The organism is Streptomyces sp. NBC_00885 (assembly GCF_045207475.1).
Lineage (GTDB): Bacteria > Actinomycetota > Actinomycetes > Streptomycetales > Streptomycetaceae > Streptomyces.
Genome location: NZ_CP108796.1, coordinates 2,548,469 through 2,561,140 on the forward strand (window position 1 = coordinate 2,548,469; position 12,672 = coordinate 2,561,140).

Sequence of the window (12,672 nt, forward strand, 5' to 3'; positions counted from 1 at the left end):
CCGCGCCCGATTGCGTACGCCTCGGCCGCACCCCGAGCCCCGACCGCGCCCGATTACGTCCGCCTCGGCCGCACCCCGACCGCGTGCCCGATTACGTACGCCACGTCTTGTGCAGTCACCTACGTCCGAGTAGTTAACACTCCACCGGATTGCCCACCCGAAGACCGTGGGAAGGCTCATCCGGTACGCAGGCCACCGCACCCCTTCTCGACATTCTTTCCGCCCACCCGAGTGAACGCGGACAGGAGCGGCCATGCCCGCAGCCCGCCAGTCGTCGACTGAGCAGCTACAAAGAACCAGCAAACCTCGCATAAATGCCCAACGTGCTCAATCCGCCCTGCCCGCACCACCCTCAGGTGATCCCATGATCGGTCGTATCCCCGTCCTGGACGTCCGTCCCCAAGTCGACTGCGGGAGGAGGCCCGCAAAAGCGGTGACCGGTGAGACCTTCCAGGTCACCGCCACCGTCTTCCGGGAAGGGCATGACGCGGTCGCCGCCAATGTCGTTCTGCGCGATCCGACCGGACGCCCCGGCCCCTGGACTCCCATGCGCGAACTGGCTCCCGGCAGCGACCGCTGGGGCGCCGATGTCACCCCGGACGCCGAGGGGCGCTGGACCTACGCCGTCGAGGCGTGGAGCGACCCCGTCGCCACCTGGCGGCACGCCGCCGGGATCAAGATCCCCGCCGGTATCGACACCGCGCTGGTGCTGGCCGAGGGCGCCGAGCTGTACGAGCGCGCCGCCGCCGGGGTCCCCAAGCGCGACGGCCGCGAGGCCGTACTCGCCGCCGTCGACGCCCTGCGCGACGAGGAGCGCCCGGCCGCCACCCGGCTCGCCGCAGCTCTCGCCCCCGACGCCACCGCCGCGCTCGACCGTCACCCGCTGCGCGAACTGGTCACCGCCTCCCGCCCGTTGACCCTGATCGTCGAGCGCCGGCGCGCCCTGTTCGGCTCCTGGTACGAGCTCTTCCCGCGCTCCGAGGGCGCGATCGTCACGGAGGGCGCGCCGCCCGTCTCCGGCACCTTCCGCACCGCCGCCGAGCGGTTGCCCGCCGTCGCCGCGATGGGCTTCGACGTCGTCTATCTGCCACCCGTCCACCCCATCGGCACCACCTACCGCAAGGGCCCGAACAACACCCTCTCCCCCGGCGCCCACGATGTCGGCGTCCCCTGGGCCATCGGCTCCCCCGACGGCGGTCATGACGCGCTCCACCCCGACCTCGGCACGTTCGAGGACTTCGACCACTTCGTCGAGACGGCCCGCGACCTGCGCATGGAGGTCGCGCTGGACTTCGCGCTCCAGTGCTCGCCCGACCACCCCTGGGTGGAGAAGCACCCCGAGTGGTTCCATCACCGCGCCGACGGCACGATCGCGTACGCCGAGAATCCGCCGAAGAAGTACCAGGACATCTACCCGATCGCCTTCGAGGCGGACATGCGCGGTCTGGTCAACGAGACCGTGCGCGTGCTGCGCTTCTGGATGGACCACGGTGTACGGATCTTCCGCGTCGACAACCCGCACACCAAGCCCGTCGTCTTCTGGGAGAAGGTGATCGCGGACATCAACCGCAGCGACCCCGATGTGATGTTCCTGGCCGAGGCCTTCACCCGGCCGGCGATGATGCACACGCTCGCGGCGATCGGCTTTCAGCAGTCGTACACGTACTTCACCTGGCGCAACACCAAGCAGGAGCTCACCGAGTACCTCACCGAGCTCTCCGGCGAAGCCGCCTCGTACATGCGTCCCAATTTCTTCGTGAACACCCCCGACATCCTGCACGCCTATCTCCAGCACGGCGGGCGCCCGGCCTTCGAGGTGCGGGCGGTGCTGGCCGCGACGATGTCGCCGTCCTGGGGCGTGTACGCGGGATACGAACTGTGCGAGAACGTTCCCCTGAGGGACGGCAGCGAGGAGTATCTGGACTCCGAGAAGTACCAACTGCGGCCGCGCGACTGGGAGTCGGCGGAGCGCGAGGGCCGCACCATCACGCCCCTGATCACCGCTCTCAACCGGATCAGGCGCCGGCACCCCGCACTGCAGCAGCTGCGGGACATCCACTTCCACCCCACCGACAACGAGGCGGTGATCGCGTACTCGAAAACCGCCGAGGGCGCTTCGGGTTCGAACACCGTGCTCGTGGTCGCCAACCTCGACCCCCACCACACCCAGGAGGCCACGGTCTCGTTGGACATGCCGCATCTCGGCCTCGACTGGCACGAGAGCGCACCGGTGCGCGACGAGCTCACCGGCGAGACCTATCACTGGGGCAGAGCCACCTATGTGCGCCTAGAGCCGGGCGTCACGCCCGCGCACATCGTTGCTCTGCGACCGTCCCCGCCGATCGGAGGGTCACCCACATCATGATCGTCAATGAGCCCGTCCACGACCTGTTCGAGGACACGCCCGCCAAGGACCGCGACCCCGACTGGTTCAAGCGGGCCGTCTTCTACGAAGTCCTGGTGCGTTCGTTCCAGGACAGCAACGGCGACGGCATCGGCGACCTCAAGGGCATCACCGCCAAACTGGACTATCTGCAGTGGCTGGGGGTCGACTGCCTCTGGCTCCCGCCGTTCTTCAAGTCCCCTCTGCGGGACGGCGGTTACGACGTCTCCGACTACACGGCGGTACTCCCCGACTTCGGCGACCTCGCCGACTTCGTGGAGTTCGTCGACGCCGCGCACCAGCGCGGCATGCGCGTCATCATCGACTTCGTCATGAACCACACCAGCGACCAGCACCCGTGGTTCCAGGAGTCCCGCAGCGATCCCGACGGGCCCTACGGCGACTACTACGTCTGGGCCGATGACGACAAGCAGTTCCAGGACGCCCGGATCATCTTCGTCGACACCGAGACGTCCAACTGGACCTTCGACCCGGTGCGCAAGAAGTACTACTGGCACCGCTTCTTCTCCCACCAGCCCGATCTCAACTACGAGAACCCGGCGGTGCAGGAGGAGATCATCTCGGCCCTGCGCTTCTGGCTGGACCTGGGCATCGACGGATTCCGTCTCGACGCCGTGCCGTATCTGTACCAGCAGGAGGGCACCAACTGCGAGAACCTCCCCGCCACCCACTCCTTCCTCAAACGGGTGCGCAAGGAGATCGACGCCCATTACCCGGACACCGTGCTGCTGGCGGAGGCCAACCAGTGGCCCGAGGACGTCGTCGACTACTTCGGCGACTTCCCGGCCGGCGGCGACGAGTGCCACATGGCCTTCCATTTCCCGGTGATGCCCCGGATCTTCATGGCGGTACGGCGCGAGTCCCGCTACCCCGTCTCGGAAATCCTGTCCAAGACCCCGGCGATCCCGAAGAACTGCCAGTGGGGCATCTTCCTGCGCAACCACGACGAGCTGACCCTCGAAATGGTCACGGACGAAGAGCGCGACTACATGTACGCGGAGTACGCCAAGGATCCGCGGATGCGCGCCAACATCGGCATCCGGCGCAGGCTCGCCCCTCTGCTCGACAACGACCGCAATCAGATCGAGCTGTTCACGGCACTGCTGCTCTCGCTGCCCGGATCGCCGATCCTGTACTACGGCGACGAGATCGGGATGGGCGACAACATCTGGCTGGGCGACCGCGACGCCGTACGGACGCCGATGCAGTGGACCCCCGACCGGAACGCGGGCTTCTCCTCCTGCGACCCCGGCCGGCTGTATCTGCCCACGATCATGGATCCGGTCTACGGCTACCAGGTCACCAATGTCGAGGCGGCGATGGCCTCACCGTCCTCGCTGCTGCACTGGACCCGCCGGATGATCGAGATCCGCAAGCAGAACCGCGCCTTCGGCCTCGGCTCGTACACCGAACTGCCCTCGTCGAACCCGGCCGTGCTCGCCTTCACCCGCGAGTACAAGGACGATCTCGTGCTCTGCGTGCACAACTTCTCCCGGTTCGCGCAGCCCACCGAGCTCGATCTGCGGGCGTTCGGCGGACGGCACCCGGTGGAGCTGATCGGCGGCGTGCGCTTCCCGGCCATCGGTCAGTGGCCCTATCTGCTGACTCTCGCAGGCCACGGCTTCTACTGGTTCCGGCTGCGCAAAGAAGCGGCCACCGCCTGACCCACAAGTAACGAGAGGTGCCTCCCGCGGGGCGGTTTCCCCCGCCCCGCACTGGGCACTCTCCCCCTCATCCCCGCGCGCCGCCGGACAGCCACAGCTGTAATCCGGGACACTCTGCGCATTCGTGGTGTACCCGGGGAAAGGACGCGATGCCATGTCGGAGGCTGCATCCACCCGGACTCCCGTCGCTCTTCTCCCGTCCCTCGCGCCGCTGCTGCTCGCCTGGCTGCCGAGACAGCGCTGGTTCGCCGGCAAGGGCCGTCCGCTCACCGGCTTCTCGCTCGTCTCCGCGACCGAGCTGCTGCCACTGGACTCGAAGACCGGTCCGGGTCTGCTGCATCTGCTCGTACGCGTCCAGCAGACCGGCCTTCCCGCCGGCTCGCCGCAGGACTGCTACCAACTCCTCCTCGGCGTGCGCCGGACGCTGCCACCGCAGCTCGCGCCCGCGCTGATCGGCCATATGGCCGAGGGCCCGCTCGCCGGGCGGACGGTCTACGAGGGCCTGTACGACCCGCGCCTGGCCGAGCTGATCCTGGAGCGGCTGCGCACCCCAGGCGCGCTCGGGCCGCTGCGCTTCGACCGCTTCGAGGCGGCCGGCGTGATCCCGGGCGGGCTCACCGCCCGCCCCCTGGAGGCCGAGCAGTCCAACTCCTCGCTGGTGTACGGCGACGCGTACATCCTCAAGCTCTTCCGCCGGGTCCACCCAGGCTCCAACCCCGATCTGGAGCTGCCGCTCGCGCTCGCACGCGCCGGATGCGGCCGGGTGCCCGCGCCCGTCGCCTGGTACGAGGCCACCGCGCCCGAGCCGTACACCCTGGGCGTGCTGCAGCCGTACCTGCACGGCTCGCGCGACGGCTGGCTGCTCGCGCTCGAATCGCTGGCCGATGGAGGGGCCTTCACCAAGGAGGCCCGGGCGCTCGGCCGGGTCACCGCCGAGGTGCACACGGCGCTGGCGAAGGAGCTGCCCACCGTGATGCTGCGCCGGCCGCAGGCCGAGCATCTGGCGCAGGCGATGACGGCACGTCTGGACGCGGCCGCGCAGGCGGTGCCCGCCCTGCTGCCGTACGTTCCGCGGCTGCGTGCCGCCTTCGACGCGATCGCCGCGCTGGGCAGGCGCGGTTGCGCCTGGCGGGCCCAGCGCGTCCACGGCGACCTCCATCTCGGACAGACCCTGCGCGGCGGCGGCTCCCACGACGAGGGCCACTGGTCGGTCATCGACTTCGAGGGCGAGCCCGCACGCCCGCTCGGCGAGCGCCGCAGGCCGCAGCCCACGGTGATAGATGTCGCGGGCATGCTGCGCTCGTTCGACTACGCGGCCCGCACCCATCGCCCGTGGAACCCGGACTGGGCGGAGCGCTGCCGCGCGGCCTACTGCGAGGGCTACGCCGAGATGGCGGGCGCCGATCCCCGTACCGAACCCGAGCTGCTGCGCGCCTACGAGACGGACAAGGCCGTGTACGAGGTCGTCTACGAGGCCCGCCACCGCCCCGACTGGCTTCCGGTGCCGATGGCGGCGATCGACCGCCTGGCCGCCACCAACTGAGTTCCGCCGAGGAGGCAGACCCCCGTGACCGCCCGACCCCCGTCCCGCAATTCCTCAGACCCCCACAGCCCCCGGCAGGCGGCCGACGCCGGGCCCCGCAAGCAGACGGACTCGCCACGGCCGCGGGCGGGCGGCAGCCATGGCGTCCGGGCCGCGCAGCCGCTCATGGACGGGGACCGGGACCGGCTGCTGACCGGCTCGCACCACGATCCGCACTCCCTGCTGGGGGCGCACTTGACGCGGGGCGGTGTCGAGCTGCGGGTGCTGCGTCCGTTCGCGCAGTCCGTGACCGTGCTCGCCAAGGGGCTGCGGGCAAAGCTGCACGAGGACGGTGACGGCTTCTTCTCGGGTGTTCTGCCGCTGCGTACCGTCCCGGAGTACCAGCTGCTCGTCGTCTACGACGGAACCGAGATCGAGGTGCAGGACCCGTACCGCTTCCTGCCCGCGCTCGGCGATCTCGATCTGCATCTGATCGGCGAAGGGCGGCACGAGGAGCTGTGGAAGGCGCTCGGGGCGCACCCCATGGCGCACCAGCAGGTGACGGGCACCCGGTTCACGGTGTGGGCGCCCAATGCCCGCGGGGTGCGGGTCGCGGGCGACTTCAACTACTGGGACGGCACCGGGTATCCGATGCGCTCGCTGGGCTCCTCCGGCGTGTGGGAGCTGTTCGTGCCCGGCGTCGGCGAGGGCGCGCTCTACAAGTTCGACATCACCCGCCCGGACGGCTCGCACACCCTGCGGGCCGACCCGATGGCGCGGCGCACCGAGGTGCCGCCCGCCACCGCGTCGATCGTGACCGAGTCCCACCACGTGTGGCACGACGAGGAGTGGATGGCGCACCGCGCCGGCCGGCCGGTGCACGAGGCGCCGTTCTCCGTCTACGAGGTGCATCTCGCCTCCTGGCGGCCCGGCCTCACCTACCGCCAGCTCGCCGTCCAACTCCCCGCCTACGTCAAGGACCTGGGCTTCACCCATGTGGAGCTGATGCCGGTCGCCGAGCATCCCTTCGGCGGCTCCTGGGGCTATCAGGTCACCGGCTTCTACGCCCCGACCGCCCGGATGGGCACCCCCGACGACTTCCGCCATCTGGTGGACGCCCTGCACCGGGCGGGGATCGGCGTGCTGGTCGACTGGGTGCCCGCGCACTTCCCGAAGGACGACTGGGCGCTTGCGGAATTCGACGGCCGATCGCTGTACGAGCACGACGACCCGGCGCGTGCCGCGCACCCCGACTGGGGCACCCTCGAATTCGACTACGGCCGCAAGGAGGTACGCAACTTCCTGGTCGCCAACGCCACGTACTGGTGCGAGGAGTTCCACATCGACGGGCTGCGGGTCGACGCGGTCGCCTCGATGCTCTACCTCGACTACTCCCGCGAGCACGGCGAATGGTCGCCGAATGAGCACGGCGGCCGGGAGAACCTGGACGCGGTCGCCTTCCTGCAGGAGATGAACGCCACGGTCTACCGGCGCTGCCCCGGTGTCGTCACCATCGCCGAGGAGTCCACGGCCTGGGACGGAGTCACCCGCGCCACGCACCACGTGGGCCCGGGCGGTTTCGGCGGTCTCGGCTTCGGCCTGAAGTGGAACATGGGCTGGATGCACGACTCGCTGGGCTATGTCGCGCACGAGCCGGTGCACCGCAAGTTCCACCACAACGAGATGACGTTCTCGATGGTGTACGCGTACAGCGAGAACTACGTCCTGCCGATCTCGCACGACGAGGTGGTCCACGGCAAGCAGGCGCTGGTGAGCAAGATGCCCGGCGACTGGTGGCAGCAGCGCGCCAACCACCGCGCGTATCTGGGCTTCATGTGGGCGCATCCCGGCAAGCAACTCCTCTTCATGGGCCAGGAGTTCGCCCAGGGTGCGGAGTGGTCGGAGGGCCACGGCCCCGACTGGTGGCTGCTGGATCCCTCCTACGCCGCGGAGGCGGACCACCGCGGCGTAAGGGACCTCGTGCGCGACCTGAACACGGTCTACGCCGCCACCCCCGCGCTGTGGCAGCGGGACACGGACCCCGCCGGCTTCGCCTGGGTGGACGGCGACGCCGCCGAGGACAATGTCTTCGCTTTTCTGCGCTTCGACGCCACGGGCGCGCCGCTGCTCGCCGTCAGCCACTTCTCCCCGGTGGTACGCCACGAGTACCGCCTCGGTGTGCCCGAGGCGGTCCAGGCGTGGACGGAGGTACTCAACACGGACGCGGCCGGCTACGGCGGCGGCGATGTGCTCAACCCGGACCCGCTGAAGCCGGAGTCGGTCCCCTCGCACGGCCGGCCGACGAGCATCCAGCTGACGCTGCCGCCGCTGGCTACCGTGTGGCTGCGGCCGGTCTGATGATCCCGAGCCGCTGGGTGGCCCGGGTGAGCGCCACATAGAGGTCGTTGGCGCTCATCCGGTCGGGGTCGACGACGAGGACCGTGTCGAATTCGAGGCCCTTCGCCTGGCGCGGGTCGATGAGAACGACGGGCAGGGACAGATCCAGCGGTCCGTCGTTCTCTTCCAGTCCCGCGAGTTCGGCGTGCAGCTCGCGCGGGGCGATCACCGCGAGCCTGCCCTCCTCCGGGGCCTCCTCGTCGGCGATCCTGGCCACCTCGCCGAGCGGCACGGTCCGCTCCCAGGGCCCTACACCCGTCGAGCGGATGGAACGGGGCGGCTCGAAACCGGGATCGGTGGCCCGCCGCCGCTGCGACGCGTACTCCATGATCTCGGCGGGCGTACGGTAGTTGACGCCGAGCCGGGCCAGCTGCCAGCGGTCCTGGACGTAAGGGGCGAGGATCTCCTGCCAGGAACCGCATCCGGCCGGGTCACCGGTCTGTGCCGGGTCACCGACCAGCGTCATCGAGCGGGTCGGACTGCGCCGCATCAACAGCCGCCAGGCCATTGCCGACAGCTCCTGCGCCTCGTCGACGATGATGTGCCCGAAGGCCCAGGTCCGGTCGGCGGCGGCACGCTCGGCGGCGCTGCGGTGGTCGGCCTCCTCCTGCCGCTCGGCCATGCGCTCGGCGTCGATGATGTCGTGCGCGGCAAGGACCTCGGAGGCATCCTCGTCGATGTCCTGCTTGTCCTCGAACTCGTAGGTACGGGAGGCGTACGAGACATCGAGAACGCCCTGCGCGTAGGCGATCTGCCGGGCCCGCTCGGCCTCGGCGGCGGCCAGGGCCGCGGAGTTGTCCTCGCCGAGCAGCTCGGCGGCCTCGTCGAGGAGCGGCACGTCGGCCGCGGTCCATCCGCCGCCGGTGCGCCGGATCAACTCGGCGTCGTCCTCGGGCAGATGCGTGGGATGCGCGAGATAGTCCGCGAGGAACTGCTGCGGGGTGAGCGGGGGCCACAGCGACGCGATGGCTGCATGTACCTCGGCGCTGGCGGCGATGGCCTTGCCGAGCTGGGCGATGTCGTCGGGGCCGAGGAAGTTCGGGCCGCCATAGGGGTCTGCGCCGATCCGGTCGGCGAGCTGGGTGGTCAGGTCGTCGATGATCCGGAAGACGAAGTGCGGCCGGGCCCGATTGTGCGGCAGGCCGGTCTCCCGGGCCTTGTGCCGGGCCTCGACGGCGATGTCCCAGTCGAGCAGCAGATCCCCGTCGTCGTGCCGGATGACCATGGGGGCGTCCTTCTCGGGCACCTCCTGCCGGTCCCGTACGGCCTCGGCCAGGGCGCCGGCCATGTCCGCTCGGCCCTTGACGGCCGCCGCGGCGGGGCTGTCCGTGCCCGTGACGGCGACGCCCGGAAACAGCTCCCCGACCGTCGCCAGCAGCACGCCCGTCTCACCGAGCGAGGGCAGCACCTCGCCGATATAGCCCAGGAAGGCCGGGTTGGGCCCGACGATCAGTACGGCACGCTTGGCCAGCTGCTCCCGGTTCGCGTACAGCAGATACGCGGCCCGGTGCAGCGCGACCGCGGTCTTCCCGGTGCCCGGCCCGCCCTCGACGACGAGCACTCCGCGGTGCGGGGCGCGGATGATGTGGTCCTGCTCGGCCTGGATGGTCGACACGATGTCGCCCATCCGACCCGTACGGGCGCTGTTCAGCGCGGCGAGCAGCACCTCGTCGGCGTCGTGCGACTCGTATCCGGTGCGGGTGGTGTCGGCGAGATCCATGATCTCGTCGTGCAGCGCGGTGACGGTGCGCCCCTGGGTGGTGATGTGTCTGCGGCGGCGCAGTCCCATCGGCTCATATCCGGTCGCGAGATAAAACGGCCGCGCGACGCGAGCCCTCCAGTCGATGAGCAACGGTGTCCGTTCCGCGTCGTCGCGCCGGATTCCCGTACGCCCGATGTGGTATGTGACGCCGTCGCGCCGGTCGATGCGCCCGAAACAGAGCCCGGTGTCGGCGGCATTCAGCGCGGAGAGCGTGGCGGAGTACTCGGCCACGCCGACATCGCGCTCCACCAGCGCCTGCCGATCGGTGCTGACCTGCGCAATCGTGGCGTTTATGGCGGCTTCGGCCTCGGCCCTGAGCTGGTCGAGCCGCTCGTGGGCGAGGGAGACGAATTGTTGTTCCTGCCGCAATTCCTCGCTTGACAATTCAGCTCCTGACGCGATACAGTGCCTTTATTGAACTTCTCCGTGCTTTTCGGTGTGCGTGAACACGGAAACACTTAATATACGCAGAGAACGACCCCGGCCGTCAATTCGGTTCCGGGGTATTTTTCTGTCCGTGGACATATCGGGGAGCACGAGGGAAGCGGTCGCCCTGCTGCGGAAGCACGGCGCCGAGGGGATGGAACACCCGGGCGGCACACTGCTCGCCCACCTGGACCGGGTCCGGCAGCGCCTGTCGGAGTGGGGTGCGCGGCCCGAACTCCAGCTGGCCGGCCTGTCCCATGCGTTCTACGGCACGGACGGCTTCGCGAACGCCCTGCTGCCGCTGGAGGAGCGGTCGCAGCTCGCGGCGGTGATCGGCACGGAGGCGGAGGAGCTCGTGTACTTCTACGCGAGCTGCGACCGGGAGCTGTCGTACGGGACGTTCGCGGACGAGGACGCGGCCTTCCGGGACCGCTTCACGGGCGGGACGTACACGCCGCCGCCGGGCCGACGGCAGGATTTCGCCGAACTGACGGCGGCCAACGAACTCGACCTGGCGCGGGTGAGCGACACGTTCCGGGTGGAGTGGGGCGGGGAGCTTCTGGGGCTGTTCACCAGGTGGCGCCCGCTGCTGAGCGAGGCGGCGTGGCAGGACGTGCGCGATCTGCTGGTGCTGCGGGACGAGGAGGGGCACCGTCACTGAGGGACCGCCAACTTCCGGTGCACGCAAGGGTATTGACGGGTATTGACCGCTGGTTCAAGAATGACATGTCATTCCGCCGAGGGAGGGGGTCGACCGTGCCCAGGGGTGTTGTCGACAAGCGCGACGCGATATTGCGCGCGGCGGGAAAGGTGTTCGCCGAGCGCGGTTACCACGCGACCGGCATCTCCGACATCGCCCAGGAGCTCGGCGCCGGACACGGCACGTTCTACCGGTACTTCAAGAACAAGGAGGACATCGCGCGCAGCGTGGTGTCGCGTGCCCTGGGCCAGGTGATGGACGCCCTCTCCGACGAGGATCCCGGCTCCTGCGAGACACTGCCGCAGTACAGACAACAGGTCAGGCGCATCGGCCACAAGCTGTTCGACCTCGTCGCCGCGGAACCCGCGTTGTGCCACATCCTGTTCTACGACGCCATCACCATCGACCGGGCCGAGCCGGATCTGGCCGGCCGGGCCATGGAAGCGGCGGCGGAGTACACGGCCGCCTTCATCCGCAACGGGCAGGACCGCGGCTTCCTGCGGCGAGACGTGGACGCGCAGGTGGTCGGGCTCGCGGTCAACGGAATGATCGTGACCGGTGCGGTGCGGCTCCTGCACGCACAGGACCCCGATGCCATGCGGGAGCCGTGGATTCGCACGGTGGAGACACTCATGTTTGACGGCCTCGGCTCCCCCTGAGCCGCAGGCCCGCAGACTCGTTCACTTCTTCTGCCTTCAAAACGGAATGACGTGTCATTCCGGAAAGGAGAGCACGATGGTCCAGGTCGATGTCTTCTGGTCCTACGGAATCGGCGCGAGCTTCGCGACCGCCGCCACGCATCAACTCAGGAGCGCAGCCGGCCCCGCGCGTCACGCCGGCAGGTGGTCGGACCCGTACTTGATGGCGACCGTCCTGTACTGCGCTGTGCTGTTCGCGCCCAGCGGTGCGTGGCTGCTGTGGGGCTTCCCGGACTGGGAGACGATGCAGGCCGCGGACGGGCACGGTTCGCTGCCCGCCTGGCTGGTCGCCCTGTTCGCCGCGACGAACGTCAGCCAGGGCGTGCTCGGTTACTGGGTCGCAGCGCGCCTCATCGCCTCCGGCCGGGTCTACGCGGCCTTCCTTCAGGCCGGTCTTGGATACACCGGCATGTTCTTCATCCTCGTCCACGGGTGGGACGGCCGCGGGTACCAGCGATTCTTCTCCGCCGACCGTGAGTCGTTCGCGACCTGGCCGGCGCAACCCGCCCCGGGGGAAACGCTGTCTCGCATGGGCGACTGGCTGACCTCACCGGTCGCGCTGACGCTCTACGGGATGGGAATCGTGCTGGTTCCGGTGATGCTGGCACTGATGATCCGCTGGCTCCGGTCCGGCCAACGCCAGGCTTCCGCAACGGTGTCGGGCCGGCTCCGCATCCTCGGCACCGTACTGGGAGCGGTCTTCGGGCTGGCGCTCGGCACGGCGGTGGGCGCCTCCGTCCTTGTGCACCTGCTGGGTTGGTGGCTCGGCGTCCCGGTCGCTGTCGCCCTCGCCGCGCTGCTGGTGGTACGCCGGGGCGCCGCGGCCGACCGCCTTTTCGCGCTGCTCGCGCTACCGCCGGGCGGAACGGGGAGCCTGGAGCCGGTGCGCTGAGGAGCCCCGGCGGCATGCTGGGGACCCTATCGGCTGGGCTGCAGCGAGCCCGGCCGCCGCAGGGTCACGATGACCTCACGGCGGCCGTCGAGTCGGGCAGCATCCGGGCCCCTCATCCAACATCGTCTCTGCCTGTACGTCGCCGAGTTCACGTGCCGGCCTGCCGTTCCGTACGGATGTGGCCCGGGTCGCCGGACTCCCGAGTCT

At 69.6% G+C, this 12,672-nt stretch carries 8 protein-coding genes; 7 read left to right on the forward strand and 1 reads right to left on the reverse strand.

Annotated elements, in window-relative coordinates; genetic code table 11:
• Positions 1-364: 364 nt before the first annotated feature.
• The 4 genes from OHA61_RS11125 (at position 365) to glgB (ending at position 7,948) form a co-directional block, all read left to right on the forward strand.
• The gene (locus OHA61_RS11125) at positions 365-2,365 is read left to right on the forward strand and encodes an alpha-1,4-glucan--maltose-1-phosphate maltosyltransferase (protein WP_406302951.1); all 2,001 of its coding nucleotides are present in this window, start codon (positions 365-367) and stop codon (positions 2,363-2,365) included.
• Complete coding sequence (treS, locus tag OHA61_RS11130; protein WP_266487617.1) at positions 2,362-4,068, forward strand: maltose alpha-D-glucosyltransferase; 1,707 nt, start codon at positions 2,362-2,364, stop codon at positions 4,066-4,068. Before OHA61_RS11125 ends, treS begins: the two co-directional genes overlap by 4 nt.
• 154 nt (positions 4,069-4,222) lie before the next feature.
• Positions 4,223-5,611, forward strand: coding sequence for a maltokinase N-terminal cap-like domain-containing protein (locus tag OHA61_RS11135; protein ID WP_406302952.1), 1,389 nt, complete (start codon positions 4,223-4,225; stop codon positions 5,609-5,611).
• A 165-nt stretch (positions 5,612-5,776) separates the two neighbouring features.
• On the forward strand, positions 5,777-7,948 hold the full coding sequence (glgB, locus tag OHA61_RS11140; protein ID WP_406307315.1) for a 1,4-alpha-glucan branching enzyme: 2,172 nt from the start codon (positions 5,777-5,779) through the stop codon (positions 7,946-7,948).
• On the opposite strand, the gene OHA61_RS11145 is transcribed toward glgB, so the two are convergent.
• On the reverse strand, positions 7,923-10,133 hold the full coding sequence (locus OHA61_RS11145; RefSeq protein WP_406302953.1) for a HelD family protein: 2,211 nt from the start codon (positions 10,131-10,133) through the stop codon (positions 7,923-7,925). The two genes, glgB and OHA61_RS11145, sit on opposite strands and share 26 nt — an antisense overlap.
• Positions 10,134-10,272: 139 nt before the next feature.
• Here OHA61_RS11145 and OHA61_RS11150 point away from each other — a divergent pair, with 139 nt between their 5' ends.
• The 3 genes from OHA61_RS11150 to OHA61_RS11160 all read left to right on the forward strand — a co-directional run bounded on the left by OHA61_RS11150 (position 10,273) and on the right by OHA61_RS11160 (position 12,465).
• Positions 10,273-10,836, forward strand: a complete 564-nt coding sequence (locus OHA61_RS11150) for a DUF6817 domain-containing protein (RefSeq protein ID WP_406307316.1) — start codon at positions 10,273-10,275, stop codon at positions 10,834-10,836.
• 95 nt (positions 10,837-10,931) lie between these two features.
• Positions 10,932-11,534 (forward strand): TetR/AcrR family transcriptional regulator, encoded by a 603-nt coding sequence (locus OHA61_RS11155; protein WP_406302954.1) that lies wholly within the window; start codon positions 10,932-10,934, stop codon positions 11,532-11,534.
• 76 nt (positions 11,535-11,610) lie between these two features.
• Complete coding sequence (locus tag OHA61_RS11160; protein WP_406302955.1) at positions 11,611-12,465, forward strand: hypothetical protein; 855 nt, start codon at positions 11,611-11,613, stop codon at positions 12,463-12,465.
• The last annotated feature ends 207 nt before the right edge of the window (positions 12,466-12,672 follow it).

Excerpts from the sequence above, each read along its gene's own strand:
- treS (WP_266487617.1), top strand. The coding sequence starts at position 2,362 with ATGATCGTCAATGAGCCCGTCCACGACCTGTTCGAGGACACGCCCGCC.
- OHA61_RS11125 (WP_406302951.1), top strand. The coding sequence starts at position 365 with ATGATCGGTCGTATCCCCGTCCTGGACGTCCGTCCCCAAGTCGACTGC.
- glgB (WP_406307315.1), top strand. The coding sequence starts at position 5,777 with ATGGACGGGGACCGGGACCGGCTGCTGACCGGCTCGCACCACGATCCG.
- OHA61_RS11160 (WP_406302955.1), top strand. The coding sequence starts at position 11,611 with ATGGTCCAGGTCGATGTCTTCTGGTCCTACGGAATCGGCGCGAGCTTC.
- OHA61_RS11135 (WP_406302952.1), top strand. The coding sequence starts at position 4,223 with ATGTCGGAGGCTGCATCCACCCGGACTCCCGTCGCTCTTCTCCCGTCC.